This is a genomic window from Sulfurimonas sp. (assembly GCF_050296975.1).
Classification (GTDB): Bacteria; Campylobacterota; Campylobacteria; order Campylobacterales; family Sulfurimonadaceae; genus Sulfurimonas.
This window is the reverse complement of sequence record NZ_JBNKRX010000011.1, coordinates 47,530-69,022: the sequence shown is the minus strand read 5'-3', so window position 1 is coordinate 69,022 and position 21,493 is coordinate 47,530. Positions and strand designations below refer to the sequence as shown.

General features: G+C 33.5%; 19 protein-coding genes. 11 read left to right on the top strand and 8 right to left on the bottom strand.

Features of this window, described 5'->3' with window-relative positions:
• Positions 1-31 precede the first annotated feature (31 nt).
• Positions 32-1,933 carry a hypothetical protein gene (locus ACQY56_RS03340; RefSeq protein ID WP_428743721.1) on the top strand — a complete coding sequence of 634 codons (1,902 nt, stop codon included), beginning with the start codon at positions 32-34 and terminating at the stop codon, positions 1,931-1,933.
• On the top strand, positions 1,930-2,661 hold the full coding sequence (locus tag ACQY56_RS03335; RefSeq protein WP_428738136.1) for an outer membrane lipoprotein-sorting protein: 732 nt from the start codon (positions 1,930-1,932) through the stop codon (positions 2,659-2,661). The genes ACQY56_RS03340 and ACQY56_RS03335 overlap by 4 nt, the downstream gene beginning before the upstream one ends.
• Here the strand turns inward: ACQY56_RS03335 and ACQY56_RS03330 are convergent.
• Positions 2,615-4,498, bottom strand: a complete 1,884-nt coding sequence (locus ACQY56_RS03330; protein WP_428739779.1) for a hypothetical protein — start codon at positions 4,496-4,498, stop codon at positions 2,615-2,617. The genes ACQY56_RS03335 and ACQY56_RS03330 overlap by 47 nt on opposite strands.
• Positions 4,491-5,831 (bottom strand): hypothetical protein, encoded by a 1,341-nt coding sequence (locus tag ACQY56_RS03325; protein WP_428743720.1) that lies wholly within the window; start codon positions 5,829-5,831, stop codon positions 4,491-4,493. Before ACQY56_RS03325 ends, ACQY56_RS03330 begins: the two co-directional genes overlap by 8 nt.
• Positions 5,832-6,022: 191 nt before the next feature.
• Here ACQY56_RS03325 and ACQY56_RS03320 point away from each other — a divergent pair, with 191 nt between their 5' ends.
• Positions 6,023-6,466 (top strand): globin, encoded by a 444-nt coding sequence (locus tag ACQY56_RS03320; RefSeq protein WP_428738133.1) that lies wholly within the window; start codon positions 6,023-6,025, stop codon positions 6,464-6,466.
• Here the strand turns inward: ACQY56_RS03320 and ACQY56_RS03315 are convergent.
• Positions 6,463-7,242 (bottom strand): histidinol-phosphatase, encoded by a 780-nt coding sequence (locus ACQY56_RS03315; RefSeq protein ID WP_428738132.1) that lies wholly within the window; start codon positions 7,240-7,242, stop codon positions 6,463-6,465. The two genes, ACQY56_RS03320 and ACQY56_RS03315, sit on opposite strands and share 4 nt — an antisense overlap.
• Before the next feature lie 73 nt (positions 7,243-7,315).
• Here ACQY56_RS03315 and ACQY56_RS03310 point away from each other — a divergent pair, with 73 nt between their 5' ends.
• The 8 genes from ACQY56_RS03310 to recG all read left to right on the top strand — a co-directional run bounded on the left by ACQY56_RS03310 (position 7,316) and on the right by recG (position 14,921).
• Positions 7,316-7,987: a chemotaxis protein gene (locus ACQY56_RS03310; protein ID WP_428738131.1), complete on the top strand. Its 672-nt coding sequence runs from the start codon at positions 7,316-7,318 to the stop codon at positions 7,985-7,987.
• Positions 7,987-9,279, top strand: a complete 1,293-nt coding sequence (locus ACQY56_RS03305; protein ID WP_428738130.1) for a peptidase U32 family protein — start codon at positions 7,987-7,989, stop codon at positions 9,277-9,279. The genes ACQY56_RS03310 and ACQY56_RS03305 overlap by 1 nt, the downstream gene beginning before the upstream one ends.
• 47 nt (positions 9,280-9,326) lie before the next feature.
• Complete coding sequence (gene purE / locus ACQY56_RS03300; RefSeq protein WP_428738129.1) at positions 9,327-9,824, top strand: 5-(carboxyamino)imidazole ribonucleotide mutase; 498 nt, start codon at positions 9,327-9,329, stop codon at positions 9,822-9,824.
• A 19-nt stretch (positions 9,825-9,843) separates the two neighbouring features.
• Complete coding sequence (locus tag ACQY56_RS03295; RefSeq protein ID WP_428738128.1) at positions 9,844-10,317, top strand: DUF3972 domain-containing protein; 474 nt, start codon at positions 9,844-9,846, stop codon at positions 10,315-10,317.
• A complete protein-coding gene (locus ACQY56_RS03290; RefSeq protein WP_428738127.1) occupies positions 10,317-11,174 on the top strand; it encodes a damage-control phosphatase ARMT1 family protein in 858 nt (285 codons plus the stop codon). Before ACQY56_RS03295 ends, ACQY56_RS03290 begins: the two co-directional genes overlap by 1 nt.
• A gap of 10 nt (positions 11,175-11,184) precedes the next feature.
• On the top strand, positions 11,185-11,964 hold the full coding sequence (locus tag ACQY56_RS03285; RefSeq protein WP_428738126.1) for a hypothetical protein: 780 nt from the start codon (positions 11,185-11,187) through the stop codon (positions 11,962-11,964).
• Positions 11,965-12,027: 63 nt separating this feature from the next.
• The gene (gene glyQ, locus ACQY56_RS03280; RefSeq protein ID WP_428738125.1) at positions 12,028-12,912 is read left to right on the top strand and encodes a glycine--tRNA ligase subunit alpha; all 885 of its coding nucleotides are present in this window, start codon (positions 12,028-12,030) and stop codon (positions 12,910-12,912) included.
• Between the two features lie 221 nt (positions 12,913-13,133).
• Entirely contained in the window at positions 13,134-14,921 is a 1,788-nt protein-coding gene (gene recG, locus ACQY56_RS03275) for an ATP-dependent DNA helicase RecG (protein WP_428738124.1), read from the top strand.
• A 4-nt stretch (positions 14,922-14,925) separates the two neighbouring features.
• On the opposite strand, the gene hpf is transcribed toward recG, so the two are convergent.
• From hpf to ACQY56_RS03250, 5 genes are read right to left on the bottom strand one after another with little or no spacing between them, the layout of a single operon-like run.
• Entirely contained in the window at positions 14,926-15,459 is a 534-nt protein-coding gene (hpf, locus tag ACQY56_RS03270) for a ribosome hibernation-promoting factor, HPF/YfiA family (RefSeq protein ID WP_428738123.1), read from the bottom strand.
• Between the two features lie 59 nt (positions 15,460-15,518).
• A complete protein-coding gene (locus ACQY56_RS03265) occupies positions 15,519-15,992 on the bottom strand; it encodes a hypothetical protein (protein ID WP_428738122.1) in 474 nt (157 codons plus the stop codon).
• Positions 15,968-16,852 carry a type II secretion system protein gene (locus ACQY56_RS03260; RefSeq protein WP_428738121.1) on the bottom strand — a complete coding sequence of 295 codons (885 nt, stop codon included), beginning with the start codon at positions 16,850-16,852 and terminating at the stop codon, positions 15,968-15,970. The genes ACQY56_RS03265 and ACQY56_RS03260 overlap by 25 nt, the downstream gene beginning before the upstream one ends.
• Positions 16,852-17,475 (bottom strand): prepilin-type N-terminal cleavage/methylation domain-containing protein, encoded by a 624-nt coding sequence (locus tag ACQY56_RS03255; protein WP_428738120.1) that lies wholly within the window; start codon positions 17,473-17,475, stop codon positions 16,852-16,854. Before ACQY56_RS03255 ends, ACQY56_RS03260 begins: the two co-directional genes overlap by 1 nt.
• Entirely contained in the window at positions 17,469-21,278 is a 3,810-nt protein-coding gene (locus ACQY56_RS03250) for a choice-of-anchor L domain-containing protein (protein WP_428738119.1), read from the bottom strand. The genes ACQY56_RS03255 and ACQY56_RS03250 overlap by 7 nt, the downstream gene beginning before the upstream one ends.
• Positions 21,279-21,493: the final 215 nt, after the last annotated feature.

Below are 21,493 nucleotides of genomic sequence, written 5' to 3'. Positions count from 1 at the left end.
ATTATATTTATATTTGGGGGAATATAAAAATATGCAAAGAAGGGACTTTTTACATTCAAGTATATCAGTGGCTGCTTCAGTGTGGTCAATGTCAATGTTAGCTGCTTGTGGTGGCGGAGGCTCAGAAACTACAGCAGCAACTTTATCAAGTATAGATAGTGTCGTAGCAGATTTACAAAGTGCAAAAGCAACAAGTGATTCTATACAAAGTCAAAGTCAAGACTCTCAAAGTGCAACATCTTTTATGACTGCATTTGCTACAACAAGTGTAGCAAATTCTAAAGCAACAGATTTTATAAATCAAATAATGAGTGATGCAAAAGATACATCTTTAGAGATTCCACATTATTTAGATGATGAAGATGCTAGTGTTTTAGAGCAATATGAAACATATAAGTCACTTTCATATACACAATTTTCACATCAGTATGCCAAGCTTTTAGCTGCTTTACGAGTTTATGGATACAAAAAAGATACAGCACAACAAGATTTACAAACAAGTTTATTTGCTTCTCAAACAGCACTTGTAAGCAGTGTAGATATGAGTCTGTTAGAGTCTGCGATTTCATTGGTAGCTAGTTCTTTAGGAAGTGCTGCACTTGATGCAGTAACAGCAATACTAACAAAGTTAAAAGAGGTACTTTTATCTAAAAGTGGTTCTGATGCGACTATTTATGCACTTGCAACATTTCTCTCTTTAGATAAATTGTTAGAGACTATCAAAACAAAATCGTTAGAAAATCTTGATTTTAGCAATAATGAATCTATTATAATGAGTTTTGTAAAAATGAGTATAGCTTCGATGGCACTTTTAGGGAGTGCATCTTTAGATAAACTGCAAACATCTGGAACAACGGAAACAAATATACAATTACAAATAGTTTCCCTGCAAAGTAAACTTATCCTTTTACTCTCTGGGGTAGTACAAAGTTATGTAAATAGTACTATTGAGAGTATGGTAACAAGTATGCAAACCTTACAACAATTAGAAGCTTCTACAACTCTGACAACAGAGGAACAAGATATGATAACACAGTTGCAAACTGAGTTGACAAATCGTTCAAAGTTTTTGGCAATTATAGCGATGGCATTTAAAACACTTTTTGCTTTAAGTGCAACAAGTGCGATTGCTTTACAAACAGATGAATCGAACTTCCAAACTGATGGTGATGCAAGTCAATTTTGGATTTTATTTGGAAATGATGCACTTCCACAAGATGAAGCATTTGCAACGTATATGGAAACTTTGGAGAGTTCACTACAGGCTGATTCTGATTTGAGTGCTATTTATGATCTTATTTCTGGATTGAGTACTACATTTTCTACACAGGCAGATACCTTTGCAAGTGATACTGAAAGTGATGCATATCTTTTTGCTTCACAACTCTCACAACTTTCATATGACTTTACATCGCAAACAGAAACAGATGCATATAATTTTGCAACATATTTAGCAGATTTAGCATACAAATTTACGATGAAAATAGAAGATGATGCGTATACTTTTGCTATGCAAGGGATGGAGTATGGATACTTATTTGCTTCTCAAGCAGAAGATATCGGTCAAATGGCAGATAGAATTCTTTTCATGTCTGTTCAAATTGGACAAATGGCAGATAGAATCGGTGAGATGGCAGATAGAATTGTGTATACTGAACAATTGATAGTCAATACAGAAATTTTAATTCAAAATTTTGGTCTAATGATTTATGGTGGAATGAAAACTATCTCAAACACTATGCTTATGGGTCTAGCACTTGTACTTGATCGTGAGTGGTATTCAGCTGATGGAGAAGACCAAATCGTTACTCTTATTGGTGAAACTACACAACAGATGATGGAAGATATGAATACTTATGCGTTAACAGTTCTTGAAAATCAGACATCACTTCGTGAGATCACTTTAAGTGCATTAGATTGGGTAGGTGAATGATTTTAAGAGATTGCTTGATTGCCATCTCTCTTTTTTCCTCTACACTTGTAGCACAAAGTGCGCAGGAGATTTATGAGCAAAGCACAAAATTATTTGCATATAAAAATATGCGTTTTGAGGTGCAATCAGTTATAAAAACCGATGATTCAAAAGAGCTAAGAAGTTTTTTGATCGCGCAAGAAGAAGAGGAGAATAATAACTCCTCATTACTTATACGTTTTTCATACCCTAAAGATATCGCATGTACATCAATTTTAAGTGTACAAAAAGATGATCAAACAACAAACTATGTCTACTTTCCTGCATTGGATAAGGTGCGAATTATTCCAAAAAAAGAGCAAAATTCAGAGGTTTTTGGTTTAGGGATTTCGTATGCTGATCTCCAAACATATGATGGTATATTTACATTAGTAGATGAACTAAAATATGATGGAAAAGAGTTTTATAAAATATCTAAACAAAAAGGGAAGTACCGCTCTTATTATTTCATCGATAAAAATGATAAAGTGATTGATAAGATAGAATTTTTTAAAAGAGACATTCTAGAAAAAGAAGTGTTCATTGATAAAGTGACACAGTTTCAAGATAAACCTTTAGTTACCCAATGGCATGTGATAGATCATAAAAACAACAAAACATATCTTTATAGGATTAAGTTAGATTCTCTACAAACGAAACCATCTACATCATTGTTTTATAAGAATCGCCTTGAGCAGTGTAATTTTTAAAAACTTTTAATCGTAAAAGTGAGGGAAGGATATAGAGGATAAATAAAAGATTTATCGTGAGTAGTATCCCTAACTCTAAAGCAAATTCAAACAATAAAGAGCCTCCAAAAAACATACCACCTAACCCTAAAAGCATACTGATATTTGAAACGATTATAGGTTTTGTGACGGAGTTAAAACAACTTTCCTCTTTCTCTTTATAACAGATAAATATATGAACAATATTGTCTGTTACTAATCCACTAAAGAGTATAACACTGAGTAATGTCATAAGTGTGACTTGTAAGTTAAATAATGCATGAATACCTAAAAGAGATACAAATGATACAAGTGCTGAGATGATAATAATAAGTGTTTTATAAGAGCGGCAATAAAATAGAAAAAATAAAAAAATAAACCCAAGTGAGAGACTGAGTCCACTTGCAAACTCCTGTAAAAAGAGTTGTGTGTGATGATGAAAATCAGATACTTTTCCTTTGATTTTTAAATCAAATTGTGGATATTTTTGTGCTTTTAGATCAATTTGTTGCAAAATCTGTTTCACTGAATAAGTATCTGTTGTAATTGGAATAAGTAGATAAATATAGCTCTTTTTCATATCGCTTGAGAAAAGTGACATTTGTGAATTGCTTAGTTCATTTGCTAAAAGAAATTGTGCATAACTTTGCAGGGTTGCTTGTGTAATCTCCCTAGATGCAAAATTTTTATAAGCGATATCTGGGTTATAGAGTTGAAAAAGTGTAGGAACTGTTTGTAAATCTTGTACAAGTTGATGTAATTGTTGCACCTCTTTGAGTTCTTTAAAAGAACTGTCTTTAGATGATAGTTCAATCACAATAGGAAGAGAGTTGATATAGTTTGATTCAAAATTTTCAATCTCTTGAAATGCCTTTGTTTGTTTTCCAATCAGTGTCAAAGGGTTGAGGTTTAAATGCAGATTTGAGTGAAACAATAATAAACCTATAAACGGTACAGACATAGTAGATAAAATAATAACGTTTAAGCGTTTTTTTGTTGTGTATTTAAAATGGTATATCCCTCTAAACGTACAAGAGGATTTTTTTAGAAAATGTAAGCGTATAAAAGTATAAATGAGAAGTGTTATAAGACCTAAGATAAGTGTCGCTCCAAATGAGCTAATAAAACCAAATTGAGAAAGGGTTAAAAAAATAGCACTAATGAGTGTTGTAAAGATAGAGATACCGATGCCAAACTGGAGTTTTTTCTTATCAAACTCTTTAGAATAGATGTAATGAAAAAGTGTAAATGCATATACAAATAAAAAAAGAAATGTCATCAAAGAAGCAATATCTATATGAAAATCAAGCACTTTTATAGTTGTTAAAAGTATCAAATTAAAAGAGAAAAGTTCTAAGAGAATATTTAGGAGATATTCATAAGAGCTTAAAAACCAAAAAAGTAGTAATAAAATAGGTGCTATATATAGAAGATAAAATGAAAATTCCTCTTGAAAATTTTTGACAACAACTTCACCTAAAACAGATGTACCACTATATACAAAAGGTTTTATATTTTGCAAAACTTTTGTTTGTTGTGTCCTATTAAAAAGTAAAAGGTATAAATCTTTTTTTTGATTTAATTGATAATAGTTTAAAATAGTGTCTTCTTCTAACCATTGTTCAAGAATGGTTTGGTTATTCATTGAGATAAAGAGATATTGTATATTTTGGGTAAATAAAGTTGTTTGTGTCTCATTGTTCGTATTTTTTGGAAAAAAAGTTCCCCAATCAGTTTTTTGCATAGTGATAGAGTTGATAAGTAAGAGATTTAAAAAAAGTAAAACTCCAAAAATAATTGTTTTTACTATTTTACTCAAGTGTAGCCTTTAGAGTTAAGCTAAATGTATCAAGTTCAGGTCGAAGTTTTGAATGATAAAATTGAAGTGTAGCATTAAATACCTCAAAGTCTATAACAACACTTGGAGATACACTAAGTTCAAACTCCCCATTATAATAACCACCAAGAATATATGTTTTCATATACATCTCCATAGCACCTGATTTACAGCTATCTGTTTTATTGACAAATGTGGATGTAAAAACATCTTTTGGTAAAGAGGGTACATGCAAATACTGTAACTCCATACTATTGTACATATTTGTACTTTTATGATCAAGACCAATCGCTATACTTGAGAGACTTGAGAGTGTATTGATTGTAGGAATTTTATCTCTATAACTTATCTCAGAGCGGATACCTATCTCTTTATAAGAACTTTCATAGTATGCAGTTACTTGATCGTATCGATATGTAGAGATACTAGAGATTGGATCAAGATTCTCTTGTGACAAATAAGCATCCAAGGCACCACTATCTTGTTCATTTAATATGTCATTTATGGAGTTAAAAAAGTTTTCATCTATTTGTATATATTGAACTTCTGAGTAATGATTAGTCCATATAAAACCATAAGTAGCATCAAAATCATCATATTGCATAAGAAGAAAGAAAGAGGCTTTATTGAGTGCTAACGTTGTATTTGCTTTATATTTATTTTGTATATGTGTATTTAAAGCGTCTGCAATTTGCTCATTATAACTAGGTAAAAATATCTCATCTCGTATTATATTAAAATTATTGTTTTGAAACTCAACAGAGTTAAGATAAAACGGTAGAAGAGATTTTAAAATTGTATTGAGGTAGACATTGGTATAGTTTAGGTTTTTATCAAATGGTTGTGCAATTGCTTGTACTTTAAACTCTTTAGTTAGATAGGTTGATGCACTTGCCATGAGTAAAGGAAGTTTACGAATATTGATATTTGAATCATCGAAAAAAGGTGTTCGAGGAGGATTGGTGATATTTGTTATACTAAGATAATCAAGTACTCCAAGTGTCTCAACAAATTTTCCAACTTTAAAATCAAAACGATCTGTAGAATACTGTAATGAAGCTTGGTTGAGTGCAATCCCTTGTGTAGTAGAGTCACTATACATATCAGCACCAAAATCTAAATGTATCCCCTGGGGAGTTTTATATTGAAGTTCTAAAAGAACAAATGTATAAGGATCATAAAACATGTCATGATTTGAGAGTGTACGAGCTAGATAAGTTTGTTGTGAGTTAAAGTTTGATGTAGCTTGTGGTTGGATATTTGCAAAATCATCAAAATCATCTGCATGAAGTATCGAAAGAAAAGAGCAATACAAAAGAATGATGAGAGTATTTTTTTTCAAGTTAATGTTATTATCCAGAATAATTCTTTGTTATATTATAGCAAGTTTCTATGTGTATTTTGGTGATAATTTAAATATAACAAGAGAGTTTTGAATCATTATAAAGTAATAATAAATATAAATCTGTATAATTATTTGTAGAATTTTGAAAAGAAGGTGATAGTGTGAATCTACAAATTACAGATGGAGAGATAGGTGTAAGACCACCTGTAGCAAAACCTCATCCAGGTTTTTTACATGAAGTGGGAGAGGAGCGTTTTAGAGAACTTGTATATGCTCATTATGAATCTATTAAAACGAGTGATATCGCTTTTTTATTTCCTATTTTTGATGAGGAAGATTTTGCAGAAGCACAAAAACATGCATTTGATTTTTTGATAGAGATTAGCGGAGGACCAGACTATTTTACACAATCACGTGGGCAACATCAGATGGTTGGACGTCATGCCCCATTTCGTATAGATGAACAAGCAAGACAATCTTGGTTGGCACTTTATAAACCGCTTTTGGAAGGTTTGGTTGATGAGGGGATAACACCTGAATATATAGAGTCTTTTTGGGATTATCTCAATGTTTTTTCAATGTGGTTAGTCAATACTGAAAGCTAAAATTTTAGAAATTTTCGCTTTCTTTTTTCATAGTAAGCACACTCAGTGTAACCAATTTCACGAGCAAGTTGTACAATTTCATTATTAAAAAGATTGACTTGTTCAGGTTTGTGCGCATCGGAACTAAAAGTGATAGGGATGTTTAGTTTATAGGCTTCTTGAAGTAACTCTTTTGATGGGTATGGCTCACCGATAGGTTTTCTGTATCCTGCAACATTAAGCTCTAAAGTCATATCTGCTTCTTTTATAGCAATAAGTGCATTTTTTGCAAGTGTACTTATATTTTTATTTGGCATAAATTTGAAAACTTTTATAAGGTCTAAATGTCCAACAATATCAAAGAATTTTGTTTTTGCCATATCTTCAACAGCTTTAAAATATTTTTCCCAAATTTCATCAATATTCTCATGCTCATATCTTCCAATAAACTCTGGATTATCAAATCCCCATCCATCGATAAAATGCACTGAACCTATAAGATAATCAACTTTAGCACTTAGAACTCTTTCATCCATATGGTTTTGTAAATAATCAACCTCATAACCCAATAAAATTTTGATTTTATCTTGATATTTTTCTTTGGCAGCGAGTACATCGGCTTCGTACATAGCCATATCATTAAAACCCATTCTATATGTTGGATCAAAATCCATCGGAGCATGATCTGCAAAACCAAAAATTTTTGTATCTGATTTTATAGCTGCTTCGATATACTGATCTATACTGCCCTGGGCATGGTTGCATAAAGGGGTGTGGTTATGGAGATCAACAACCATTGTGTCCTCTTTGTTATATATTTTATGCTATTATAGTGTTAATTAATAAATTATTCAATTTTGGAGATCTTTTATGACTCAAGAAGAACTAGATGCGTTAATGGGTGGTGATGTAGACCTTGAAAGTATTGAGGATGAGGCTACAGAGGAATCAGAAGCGATAGATGATATAACAGCATTAGAGAGTTCTATCGAAGAAAAAGATGAGCATAAGTGGGGACCTCCAGCTACACATGAAAACAAAGTAGTACATCAGTTAGATGATGTAACTAAAGAGTCTGAAGAGAAAGCGACAGAGATTTTTGATATCATTGAGGGTATCAGTAATGACTTGATGGAAAAAGAGGAAAGTTTAAACTCAGTTGTAGAAAATTTAGAGGCAAATATAACACTTTTTACTAATTTGATAGCAAAATTTCCTGATGTTGCAACATTTCAAACTCAATTAGAAAAAAATACAGCAGCTTTAGAAGAGTTACAAGGGGTTATTGAGTGTTTACAAAACTCTGGTGATTCGATTATGAATGTTATGGATATTATGCAATATCAAGATATTCATCGTCAAAAAATTGAGAGAGTTATCAATGTTATGAGAACACTTTCTCATTATATGAACTCTTTATTTGAGTCACAAGTTGATGATAGTGCACGTGTACCATCAGCAAAACATTTAGCAGGTGATGATAATAATGATTTAGCCTCTACAGAAGATATTGAAGCACTTTTAGAACAGTTCGGGAAATAATGAAAAAAGTTGAATTACTTTCTCCAGCAGGTACGTTGGAAAAATTAAAAATTGCTCTTGATTTTGGAGCAGATGCGGTTTATGGAGGAGTCAGTCATTTCTCTTTGCGTATACGTAGTGGTAAAGAGTTTACATTTGAAGATTTTGCAGAGGGTATAAAGTATGCTCATGAGCGTGGCAAAAAAGTTTATGCTACGATTAATGGATTTCCTTTTAATTCCCAGATAAGTTTACTTAAAAAACATATACAAAAGATGGCAGAACTAAAACCTGATGCTTTTATAGTAGCAACACCAGGGGTTTTAAAACTAGCACATGAAATAGCACCAGATATGCCACTACATCTCTCAACTCAAGCAAATGTTATGAATGTACTTGATGCTAAAGTGTATGCAGATATGGGGGCGACTCGTATCATCACTGCACGTGAAATCTCTTTAAAAGATTTAAAAGAGATCAAAAAAGAGCTGCCTGATCTTGAACTAGAAGTGTTTGTACATGGAAGTATGTGTTTTGCGTATAGTGGAAGATGTCTGATCTCTACACTACAAAGTGGACGTGTACCAAATCGTGGTTCTTGTGCAAATGATTGTCGTTTCCCTTATGAGATGTATGCCGCAAACCCTGAGACTGGGACGCTTTTTAAACTTCAAGAGGATGAGGGCGTGGGTACATACATAATGAACTCAAAAGACCTTAATCTTGGCTCACATATTAAAGAGATTTTAGAGAGTGGTGTAGTTGATAGTTTAAAAATTGAAGGGCGTACAAAAACATCGTATTATGCAGCTGTAACTGCAAAAGCGTATAGAATGGCGATCGATGATTATTATGCTGGAAAGGAAGATACTCAAAAGTATCAGTATGAATTAGAATCACTTCAAAATCGTGGATATACAGATGCATATCTTATCTCTCGTCCATTTGAAAAAAATGATACGCAAAGTTTAGATTTTACTATGCAACTTGGTACTCACCAAGTTACAGGTGAGGGTACAGAAGATGGTGAATACTATATGTGTAAGTATAAAACTTTACCAGAAGATGAGCTTGAAATTGTGATGCCACTTGGTAGTAAAATAGAATTTGTCGAAAATGAGTTTGGAAAAACATATGAAAGAGATGGACGTATCTATATGAGTTTTGCAAAACTTCAAGCACAAAATGGAAAAGTTTGGGAAAGTGTACATAGTGGAAATATAAATCCTATAAAACTTCCAGCGAAATTTCCACCATTTACATTTTTTAGAATACCGTCACACCCAGATATGGGAACTTATCCAAAGAAATAGCTTTTTTTGTTATACTTTCACTATAAAATAAAATAAGGAAAAAAACAATGAAATTTGTTTCTATTGTTATAGGTTCAAGAAGTGATTATGAGGTGATGAAGTCGTGTTCTGACACATTGGAGGCTTTTGGAGTAAACTATGAGATGATTATCTCTTCGGCTCATAGATCTCCAGAACGAACAAAAGAGTATATTGATGCTGCTGAGAAAAAAGGTGCACAAGTGTTCATTGCAGCTGCTGGGATGGCGGCACATTTAGCGGGAGTACTCTCTTCAAAAACAGTTAAACCTATCATTGGTGTACCGATGTCAGCATCTGCGCTTAGTGGAATTGATGCACTTCTTTCAACTGTACAAATGCCAGCTGGAATGCCAGTTGCTACAGTAGCTATAGGAAAAGCAGGAGCTATAAACTCAGCATATTTAGCGATGCAGATTTTAGCACTTGAAAACGAAGAGTTAGCTATAAAACTTAAAGAAGATAGAATTGCAAAAGCAAAAAAAGTTGAGATGGATTCTCAAGAGATAGAGACTATCATTAGCTAAAACAATCTAAGGAAAAACAATGCAGTGGATGCTTGATGATGAATACAGTAAAATGACTGGTCTTGATATGAACGCAATCGAAGACCTGATCGAGCGTGGAAAATTGAGCGTAAAAGTTGAAGATGGTATTCGCTATATCGATCCATCAAAAGGCGCTACTGAGGTTGTTGTTCCTGCAAAACTCCAAGAACTCTCTCAAAAAAATACTCATGAGATGATAGTACAACCCGAATTTGTTGAAAAAACTATAGGGACAATTATCAATCTTCACGAAAAAGTTCTTGATGCAAAAGATGAAACGATAGAATCGATTAAAACAGAAAATGAGTTTTTAAGAGAAGCACTCGCTTCACTGCAAGAGCTTTACGATGAAGATAGAAAAACTATCCATACACTTCAAGAGCAACTCAAACTCTCTCAACAAGAGGTTGAGTTTATGCGAAGAAAATACAAATTGATGTGGAATAAAGCGATTGATGAGCATACATCTTAATGAAGATAGATGAAGCGTGTATAGGTTGTATAGTCAATCAAAGTTTTAAAGTTGCAAATGCAATCAATGCCAATAAACGGCTCTCTTTTGAACTTACTTCAACTGTTGAGAAGATGAGTAAAACTTTTTCATATGAACAAACCCCTCCAGAAATTGCAGCTGATGTTTATGAGAAAATGGCTCATATCGCAAATAAGTATGACTTGTACGATGAGGTAAAAGAACACTCAACACAAAAAGCACTCTCATTTGTACCACTATTACACAAAAAACTTTTTCAAACTAAAGAGAAACTATTGACTGCTACAAAAATAGCTGTTGCTGGAAATGTTATAGATTTAGCAGCTGAGGTTGAGTTTGATTTGCATGAAGAGTTAGAAAATATTTTTCATATTGATTTTGCCCATAATGATTTTGAAATTTTAAAATCAAAGTTGGAAAATGCAAAAACTGTGTTGGTAATTGGTGATAATGTAGGGGAACACATCTTTGATTATCTCTTTATACAAACACTTCAAGAGCTGTATCCAAATATAGAGTTTTCGTATATGGTTAGAGGCAATCCTATCATTAATGATGTAACTATGAAAGAAGCTAAAGAGGCAGGTTTTGATACACTATGTAATTTAGTTGATAGTGGTGTAAATACTCCAGGATTTACATATACTCGTGCAACTAATGAAGCAAAAAATCTTTTCGACAATGTTGATCTTATCATCTCAAAGGGGATGGGGAATTATGAATGTATCCATCCATCACATAGAGAAGGTATATGTTTTTTACTTAAAGTTAAATGTAATGTAGTTGCATCATCTTTAGGAAAAAATATTGGGGATATTATCTGTAAATTGATCTAAAGGAATAGAGTTGAAAAAGTATATATTGTTTTTGATTTTCTCTTGTTTTTTATATGCTGAGCAAGGAAGTTTTTCTTTTGCATTGTCAAATATGATGATGGATTATAGAGAATATGATGACTCTGGTACTCTTTTAGATAGAGAAAAAACAAATATGCTTTTAGGCATTGATCTTTCTTACAAAAGTATTGTTGAATGTGATAATGAGATGTGCTCAGATGTAACATTTTTTCTCTCTGCATATAGTGGAGATAGCGATTATACTGGTTCACTTATAAGTTCATCCCTTGGATATGGAAGTTATACATCTACTACTTTTAATGCCTTATATGATGTGGGTGTAGAGTATAAAAATAAGCATAACTTGAGATACTTTAATTTTATCTATGGAATTGGAATAGGATTTCACTCTTGGTATAGGGAGCTTTCTGATTCGCAAAACGAGCTTTATTCTTGGTTTTATTTGATGCCTGAGATAGGAGTCTCAAAAGATATTTTTTCAGATATGAATCTTGGAATCAATATGAAATATAAGTATGGTTTGAGTCCAACTATGAAACTAAATCTAATCTCACAAGAGTTTAAATTGGGTGGTGCAGAAGTTGTAGATATAGAAATCCCTTTAATCTATAGATTAAATAATCAAGTAGATATATATACATCTTATACTTATTCACATCAAAGTATTGATAAATCAGATGAAATCATTATAGATGCTTATAAATACTGGGAACCTCGAAGTAGTACAAACGATCATTATTTAAAACTTGGTGTAACCATTAAATACTAACTTTATAAATTAAAAAGCCTCCACATTGTATAATCTCGCAATTAATTTAGAAGTGAGACGATAATGATTACATTTAGCGAAATGTTATTAAAACTACAAGAGTTTTGGATGAAAGAGGGGTGTAATATCGTACAACCTTATGACATTCCAGCTGGGGCTGGAACATTTCATCCTGCTACTTTTCTTAGATCACTTGACTCAACTCCATGGGCAACAGCTTACGTAGCACCATCACGTCGTCCAACTGATGGACGCTATGGTGAAAATCCAAATCGTCTTGGATCGTACTATCAATTTCAAGCTATCATTAAACCCTCACCTGATAACATTCAAGAGTTATACTTAAAATCGCTAGAGTATCTTGGGCTTGATGTTTCAAAACACGATATTCGCTTTATAGAAGATAACTGGGAATCGCCAACACTTGGTGCATGGGGACTTGGCTGGGAAGTATGGCTTAATGGTATGGAAGTAACTCAGTTTACGTATTTTCAACAAGTTGGTGGGATTGAGTGTAAACCTGTAACTGCTGAGATCACATACGGAACTGAGAGACTTGCGATGTATCTTCAAGGTGTAGATACTGTCTTTGATATCGTGTGGAATATCGATAAAAATAGTAACAAAACATACTACAAAGATGTGCATAAAGAGAGTGAGATCGAGTTTTCAAAATACCACTTTGAAGTAGCTGATACAGCGATGCTTTTTGAAGAGTTTAACGCAAAGAGTGTAGAGTGTTTACGTACACTTGAGGCTGGACTTCCACTACCCGCGTATGATCTTTGTATGATGGCTTCACACGTATTTAACGTACTTGATGCAAGAAAAGCTATCTCTCAAACTGAACGCCAAAACTATATCTTAAAAATTCGTGAACTTTCACGTGGTTGCGCAGAGCTTTATAAAGCACAAGAAGAAGATAGAAATAAGAGAGTAAATGGATAGTATGTCACATTGACATATTTTTCAAAGAGTTTTTAGTTTTTTTGTATAATTTTCTGTCACCACCTAAAAAAGGTGGGACAAAACCAAGTATAAGGAGGTCGCTTTTGAAGCGATTTACCCTAAAGGTTAGGTTGAAACTTAGACCCTTCAGCCTAACTATAAAGGTAAGTGGGCAATAGCCCACTCCTATACTTGGAATTATATCATAAAAGTAAACAGTTATGGAACTAACACAAGAACAAGAAGCAAAATTTAAAAAACTTGGTATTCACTCTTTAGCGGAGTTAGCACTTCATATTCCCTCTAGTTATGAAGATCATAGAGTTACCTCTACTCTTGTACCTCAAAAATATCAAGTGATTGACGCAACTGTTCAGTCGGTTTATCGCTCTGCAAACTCTATACAAATCACTTTTTTTGCTCATAATTTTGGACATACACTCTCTGGAGTTATATTTAAACCACAGCCGTATATGCTCCATGCATTTCATACTGGGCAAAGAGATTATTTTTATGGGTTTATAGATTGTAAAATGGGCCAGTGTACTATAACTATGCCTAGAAAAGTTTCACATATTGGGAAAATCACACCAAAATATAAATCAAAACTCAGAAATGATACACACGCAAAACTTGTGCAAAAACTTGTAACAGCAGAAAATCTCTTTCAAAGCGGTTTAAAACAAGAGATAGTAGAGGCAGTTTTAAAACTTCATTTTCCATCAGAATTACCACCAAAAGAGTTAAATGAAACAAGTTTACAAGCACTTAAATATTTAGAACTTTTTATCTACCTTTTGCAACTGAGAAAAAAAAGAAGATATTTTAAAACTTTAGTTTCAAAACAAAGTGAGTATAAAACTTGGACAAAAAAACTTCCATTTGAACTCACTCTTGAGCAACAAAATGCTATAGAAGATATACAAAAAGATTTTAGCAAAGAGGTGGCTGCTAGACGTATGATAGTTGGTGATGTTGGTAGTGGAAAAACAATGGTGATACTTGCATCTGCTTATATGATGCACCCATATAAAAGTGTGTTGATGGCTCCTACTACTATTTTGGCAAATCAACTTTATGAGGAAGCACAAAAATATTTAGATATGCAAGTTGCACTCGTTACCAATAAAACGAAAAAAGTTGATTTATCAGAGTATGATTTTATTATAGGCACACATGCACTTTTATATAGAGAGCTTCCAGAAGTTGGAGTTGTTATGGTTGATGAACAACATCGTTTTGGAACGGCACAGAGAAATTTACTTGAAAAGTTGGTAAGTTCTGGTAATAAAAAGCCCCATTTTTTACAATTTTCAGCAACCCCTATCCCACGAACACAAGCGATGATAGAATCAGCACATATAGATGTAAGCCTCATAACATCAACTCCTTATAAAAAAGATATAGACTCCCAAGTTATCCAAAAAAAAGATTTTAAAGATTTACTTGAACATATCAAAGAGGAGATTGCACAAAAAAATCAAGTGTTACTAGTATATCCATTAGTGGAACAAAGTGAAGCATTAGAGTATCAAAGTATAGATGAAGCACGAAGTTATTGGGAAAAGAATTTTGAAAATGTATATGTAACACATGGCAAAGATAAAGATAAAGAGCAAGTCCTACTTGATTTTCGAGATAATGGTGACATTTTAATAGCTACAACTGTTGTAGAAGTGGGCATCTCTTTACCAAGACTCTCAACAGTTGTCATTGTAGGAGCTGAGCGATTAGGGCTTTCGACTTTGCATCAACTTCGTGGACGTGTAAGTCGTACAGGACTTAAAGGGTATTGTTTTTTATATACAAATAGACAAGAATCTCAAAGGTTAGAGGAGTTTGTAAAAACGACAAATGGTTTTGATATAGCAAATTTAGACTTGCGTTATAGAAAAAGTGGTGACTTGTTAAAAGGGGAAAGTCAAAGTGGAAGTCAATTTAAATATTTTGACTTCGCACTTGATGAAGAAATTGTTAGTGAGGTAAAAAGCGACTTGTTAAAAGCCTAAAGGATTAATACAAGCCAAATTTCCCATCATTTCTTTTATAAAGCACACGTGTTTTATCCTCATGATCGATGAAGATATCAAACATTTTTCCAGACTCTTTGAGGTCATTTAAAACATCTTCAACTTCACGAGGTTTATAAAGATCAAGCTCAACAGGAACAATCTCATCTTCCATCTCAGCTTCAGCTTCTTTTACATCACTTAGCTCTGCTTTTATCTCATTAAGACCAACTTTTTGGTGGTCTACCTCTTTATCATGTAAACGACGAAGTGCTTTCTCTGCACGCTCTAACGCCATATCAATAGCAGCATGTAAATCACCATCATTTTGATTAATAACAATAGTGTGTTTTTGAGGGAGATTGAGTACAAATTCGATGTTGAAGTGTTCTTTTCCCTTTTTATGAGAAGAACTAGCTACTGCACTTGTTGAGATAATGTCTAAGTTATATTTTTTAAAAGCATCTATAGAGCTTTTCATATGCTCTTTCATAGATTCTGTAAGTTCGATATTTCTACCAGTTAAAGAGATATTCATATCATAATCCTTTTTTTATAAGAATTATAACATTTCAAAGTTTATAAAAAAGCAATATTTTAGAGTTTTTGTATAGAGCGTCTAAAATATCTTACAGGCTCAGTTGTTCCAGCTGGATTTGCTGTTACTGTTACATCCATAATTACAGTTCCATCTAGACTGACCCCATTTGGAGCGACAAAATCACTTGTTATTCCAAGTTGATTTCCTGCAGAATTTACAGCACAAGTAGTAGCGGCAGCAGGAATAAATTGAGTAGTTATATTAACAGTATAAATACCATCGTAAACAAAGTTTGTTGCTAATGGAGTACATGGATTTGCTGATTGAGAAAGTAGTAGCATTTTATACTCTGTTGCAGAACGAGATAATAGTACAGACTGTTCATATAGATAGAGATTGGTTGTTTTTTGGCTCATTTGGGAAGAGAGAGATATAGAAATAGCCAATATTGTAGAGATGATAACTATAACAAATATAGCCATTATCATAGCTATACCACTACGGTTTAAAATACTGTTTTTTCTTTGCATAGCGCGTAATTCTCCACTAAGTTAGTATTTGCACATACTTGTATTTTTATTAAAGAACCCTCAGCACGAAAACGAAAAGTGCTCACATTTCTAGCCAATACGGTTCTTGTACCATTTTGGAGATAAGTCTCTCCTAACCAAGGTTGGTAGTCATAATAAAAAGCTAACTCTCCCATATTTGTTCCTGCATTATAGTTCTCTAGAGCTACAGCATATGCAGTCCAAACAAGTTTATAATATTCTGAGACCTCCACATTTGCAAAGCTACCTACACTTGGAACTAATTGTGTATTGCTTCCTCCTACCATATTGATGGGATGAATATTACTATTTTGATCACCTATAGCACCTGCAAATCCCCAAGGGTTATTTGCAGCCAAAGGTGAGTCTATAAAATAAAGTGCTGCACTGTTAAGATTAGTTCCTCCATTTGAGAGATCACTAATACGATTCGTTAAAGTTGCAAAACTACTCCCTGGTGACACAAGAAGATTTGCATTACTATTTTGAAGGTCAATCACACCACTCCAAAGTGGTTGATTAGTCCCTCTAAAGCCATCAATATCAGTAGCAATCCATTCAAAAGTTGGTACATTAGGAGCAACACCACCAAGTAAATATGTTCGCCCTCCAGCAGCATTAACCGCACTTACAGAACCTGTTATACGGTTTTCTAGTCTTTTAGCTATAAACTCTACAGCACTTCCACTTCTACTTTGTAGATCATTATTGACTTTTGTAAAAATAAAGTTTTGGTATGTATTACTAAGTAGTTCAACTCCAAAGTGAGCAAGTATACCAATGACTACAATCACAAAGATAAGTTCAAGCATTGTAAATGCATAACGTAATCGAGACATTAAAACGTCCTCTTTGCTATAGATATATCTCCGATATTAGCACTAAAAGCTCTAAGTACAACAACAGCTACACCACCATCTCTTATAGTTATGCGTAATTGTTTTAGATCAGGGTTTATAGCTACAGCACCAAAACCACATCCAGCACCATTAGAACATTGTGTCACTGCAGCAGTTGCAGTATAGTTTGACTTATAAGCAGCTTTGGAAGCAGTGCTTGTAAAAATGTTATTCCCATTCCATTGAGCAGCAAGATTGTCTATCGTATAAGCAATAGCGGCATTATTTGATACAGCAACTGTAAGATCACTGAGACATCTTCTTGTAACATCTCCAGTTCGTTGGTTTGGTTGACCATTTAGCCCAATATTACAATTTCCTGTATTAATAGTTCTTGATAACCCTCCAGAGATAATCGCATCAAATTGTGAATTTGCATCCCAATAACTTGAGATAGCTTCACTTAAAATCGCTTGAGAAGCAAAAACAGCCTCTTGGACAATATTGTCTTCACTGCTTTGGTCGACGCTTTGTGTCATAGTTGGTAGTGACATCACAACAACAGCAATTACAACAATAGCAAAGATGAGTTCTATCATAGTAAAGGCATATCTTCTTACCACATGATTCTCCTATTTTTTGGAGCTACCCCTTTTGTATCAGTTGTACTATCCTCTTCAAAAATTCCACTCCAACCACTAGCACCTATAAACTCTACTATAAAACTATTAGCAGTAGCATTACCATTGCTTGCATTATATATGAGCCAAGGGTCTGATTGCATCTGCATAGTTGCATCATATGGTAAACCATTACCACCTTGATATGTCAATGGTAGTTCATACATATATGGCTCTTGTTCAACTAATGCAGACGCATTCACTTGAGAATTCGCGACTTCTGAAATAGCACCTATATCACCATCATTAGTTTGTGTTCCACTAATATTTACACCAGATGCAGTAGGGTCATCATGATAAGGGTTTGTCCACCAACGTATGTCGTTTGTTTGAAATGAATTTATTGGTAAAGTTGCTGATGTTGCAACTGTTGCTGCTTGACATGTATAAGCTGCATCTGTTGGATCACAGTAGATTGTGAAATAAGCTAAAACTTTTGTAGATGTATCACTACTTGTAGCAGTTCCTGTAGTACATGGGAGTTCGTTACATATTATAGTCACTTTTGGAGCAACAGTTTTTCCATAATAATGATGCACAACTTGTCCTACTGTACGATTCCCTTCTGCAAATTTATTGTTCACTAAGTCAGCATTAAATAGTGTAGCGTTATCTTCTGCTGCTATAAAACTATAGTTGATATCTTCTGGTCCTGCTGAAACATTTATATCTCTATTGAAGTTAAGATTAGTGCGTAGACGCATTGTCCCATTTTGATCTTTTTGGAAAAATGCAGCTGTTGTATTAAAGTCAGCATTTTCTGTTGTATGACCTTTTGCAATTGTACTGTTAATATCAAATGTTGTTAATGTAGAACTGTTACTATCTAAATTATGTACTAAATATTGATATGCTAAGTCTACACTTGTAGTATCTGACTTGTCAATGGTAATATGTAGAGGTCTGGAAAAACAGTTAGCAACATAATTACTAAGTGCAGTACCAGAAAAACTTGCTGCTGTAACAGTTGTATCTAAGTGAACAGAGATAGACTCGTTTTGGTCAATATTTGCCATATAAACAAAAAGATCTCTAGTATCTGTCATATCTGAATCCGTTTTATTACTATCTCCTACAGATAATGTATTTGATAGGTTAAATTGGTAAGGATGAAACGTTACATTGAGGTCATGATATGTTACAAATGTATCTTGGTTTATATGTGTACTACTTATATTACACCCATTTAAGTTATCATATGCAGATGTAGATGCTACAAAACTACTCCCCACAACACAGTCTGAACCAGATTGGAAATATGATGATGAATAGTGATGAGATTGTTCTATTCTATCGATAGCAGTCCATGAACTGTCTACCATGCTAAATATATAGTCTCCCACTTGTGCAACTGAAGTGTCTGCAATATCTATTCCGCTGTTGATAGTCAGGTTAACATCTTTATCTGTTAAGTCGTTACATCCACTCACATCTTGTCCATTTTGAGGAGTCCATACGTATCGAGAAACTGCTACATTTGCATCGGTTAAACTCGCAGAAGCATTACTATATTGAGCATTGTAGCCAGAAGATGCATTGTTATCTATATGATTTGTTGCATTGACATCAAGTTGATAGGTATAACCAGAAGCCAAGTCTATATGTCGGTTTGTAGATGGATTTGTAACACCAGTGAAATTTTGTGTAAGAAGATTAAGTTGTGGACCTCCACTTAAGTTTTGATCAGATAAATGGACTTGAAATGCCTCTGGTCTGATTGAAAAGTTATCCCTACTACAAACGGAGTATGTATTGTAACCATAAACACAATCCATACATGTTTGAAGATCACTCCAAGTCATAGCAGAAGCAAAAGAGCTACCAGCATTACTACAGTACTGTGCAACAGTATCTGTACCAGATGCGATGTCTGCCATACATTGGCCATTTTTAACTAGAGTTGGAAAGTTTTTTACATTCCATCTTGTTTCACCATCTTTTTCCACTTTTTCTAGTTGAAGAAGGGTACCATTCCCATCATCAAAATAACTAATACGAAATGCTGCATTTTTTGAGGCTTTTTGGTTAAATCCACTTACATTTAAAGGTGTTAATGATTGGTTATCAAAAAGAACCCATACTCTATCAGAAATGGTATTGTTAACATCACTACATGTTGCCGCGGTGTCATGAAAAGAGTTAAGATCAACAATATCAACACCAACTATAGTAGTAGCTGGAATGAGGTCATGAAGGTCAGAACTATTTGCATCGACTGTAGCTACACTTAAGTTTCCTTGTCTATTGACCACTTGAGTATTTAGGTTGTAGTAATAGCTAGAATCACTAGTATAAAGACCATTTTCAATAACATTGAAAAGTCCATAAACTGGATCAAAGTCAGATGAACCACTACAGATAGGAACATCTTCATCAATTATACTTGATCTATAAATAGTTTGGGTTTGAGTTGCAGAGAGTGGTACTGTTAGATCATAGTTGATTCTTGCAACAATAGGTAAAGACATATCAGAAACATGAGGTGTTAAGAAAAAGTAAATATAAAAGTACTCAAAGGCATTAAAAGAAGTTATAGGCACCCCATTTATATAATCTGTCCCTAACGTTAAAAATGAATCTGAAATATGCGCTGGATAAAAACTTCCAGGTTCTGTTACATAGGTACTGTTTGAAATATAACTAGCTTGAGTAGTATTGATGTCTATAATATCTATAGTGATATTAGTTGCTTCTATTTCTGATTCTTGGGTATTTTTTATGTACATACCTACTTGAATAGGATTACTAGAGAGAGACTCAGCACTTATATATGGCCCTTTATTGGGATCGTAGCCTTCTGTAAGATAGACATCATCTTGTTTATATGCATAGTCGTAACATAAACTAGGTTCTCGTAAACCTGTGATTTTGTTTACAAATACTCCAGTATCCCATGCAGAATCACCTGTATCAGCAATAGCCATTTTAAAGTGATACGTTTGTCCTGGAGTTAAGTTATCTAAGGTTGCATGTAAGATGTGTGTTATTCCATCATATTCTACATCTACAGGTGGATTGTTTTGAGTACAATTCGGTACACCAGTACCTTTTTTACAGTTATCTATAAAAAAGCTAGTGTTTGTTAAATTTTCTGCAGTAGAATCATCATAGATACCTACAGAGCCGTTGTTTACGTTATTAACAGTTACAGTTTGATAATTATCAATATTATTTATAGTAACATAGGTTTGGTTGTCAATTACTCTAGCAATATTGTATGTTTGTGGAAGATCACCACCAGAGACAAAGAAGCCAAAAGCATCATTAAATTGAGAACCAACATATTCATTATACTCTTCTGATGCAAACTGATAATCAATGAGTAATAAACGAGTATTTGCATCTAAAGTAACATCAAATTCAAAAATAACAGGATTGTAGATTGCATCGCTAGCAATTGCTATTAAGTCTGTATCAGAATAGATATCTGATTCTTGGATGGATGTTCGCCATGAACTATTTGTAGTAAAAGATTCTTTTACATTCATACCAGTAAGGATAATCCCCTCGTCTATCTCTAATCCAGCTCCGTTAATACCGTTAGAAAATACACCCACTTGCTTTCCATCACCATGTGTAATCTTTGCATTTGTAATAGTAATACCTATACCCTCAATTTTTGATGCTAAAGTTGCAGCACTTACATCATAAGTACAATTGGCAGTTGTACCTGTACAAGCTATATCAGCATATGAAGATAAGGTAAATAAAAAAAGTAGAATGAGTTTTGTAAATAGATTTTTCATAATACACCCCTTCGTTTCAAAGTAGAAAAATCACTGCACCAAACCACAGGGCTCAGTAGCATGTAAACAATTGCCTACATTCCAATTGTCTAACTTTCCTACTTAAGTATAGCTTAAAAAGTTTAAAAAAAACATAAGTTGTGATATTTTTGTTATTTTTTTTAAATTTTTTTGTTTAAACACTATTATAGAAGTTTTGGATAAAATAACAATCT

Coding starts and splice junctions, on each gene's coding strand:
- ACQY56_RS03340 (WP_428743721.1), top strand. CDS start 32: ATGCAAAGAAGGGACTTTTTACATTCAAGTATATCAGTGGCTGCTTCA.
- ACQY56_RS03335 (WP_428738136.1), top strand. CDS start 1,930: ATGATTTTAAGAGATTGCTTGATTGCCATCTCTCTTTTTTCCTCTACA.
- ACQY56_RS03315 (WP_428738132.1), bottom strand. CDS start 7,242: ATGGTTGTTGATCTCCATAACCACACCCCTTTATGCAACCATGCCCAG.
- ACQY56_RS03310 (WP_428738131.1), top strand. CDS start 7,316: ATGACTCAAGAAGAACTAGATGCGTTAATGGGTGGTGATGTAGACCTT.
- ACQY56_RS03305 (WP_428738130.1), top strand. CDS start 7,987: ATGAAAAAAGTTGAATTACTTTCTCCAGCAGGTACGTTGGAAAAATTA.
- purE (WP_428738129.1), top strand. CDS start 9,327: ATGAAATTTGTTTCTATTGTTATAGGTTCAAGAAGTGATTATGAGGTG.
- ACQY56_RS03295 (WP_428738128.1), top strand. CDS start 9,844: ATGCAGTGGATGCTTGATGATGAATACAGTAAAATGACTGGTCTTGAT.
- ACQY56_RS03290 (WP_428738127.1), top strand. CDS start 10,317: ATGAAGATAGATGAAGCGTGTATAGGTTGTATAGTCAATCAAAGTTTT.
- glyQ (WP_428738125.1), top strand. CDS start 12,028: ATGATTACATTTAGCGAAATGTTATTAAAACTACAAGAGTTTTGGATG.
- recG (WP_428738124.1), top strand. CDS start 13,134: ATGGAACTAACACAAGAACAAGAAGCAAAATTTAAAAAACTTGGTATT.
- hpf (WP_428738123.1), bottom strand. CDS start 15,459: ATGAATATCTCTTTAACTGGTAGAAATATCGAACTTACAGAATCTATG.
- ACQY56_RS03265 (WP_428738122.1), bottom strand. CDS start 15,992: ATGCAAAGAAAAAACAGTATTTTAAACCGTAGTGGTATAGCTATGATA.
- ACQY56_RS03260 (WP_428738121.1), bottom strand. CDS start 16,852: ATGTCTCGATTACGTTATGCATTTACAATGCTTGAACTTATCTTTGTG.
- ACQY56_RS03250 (WP_428738119.1), bottom strand. CDS start 21,278: ATGAAAAATCTATTTACAAAACTCATTCTACTTTTTTTATTTACCTTA.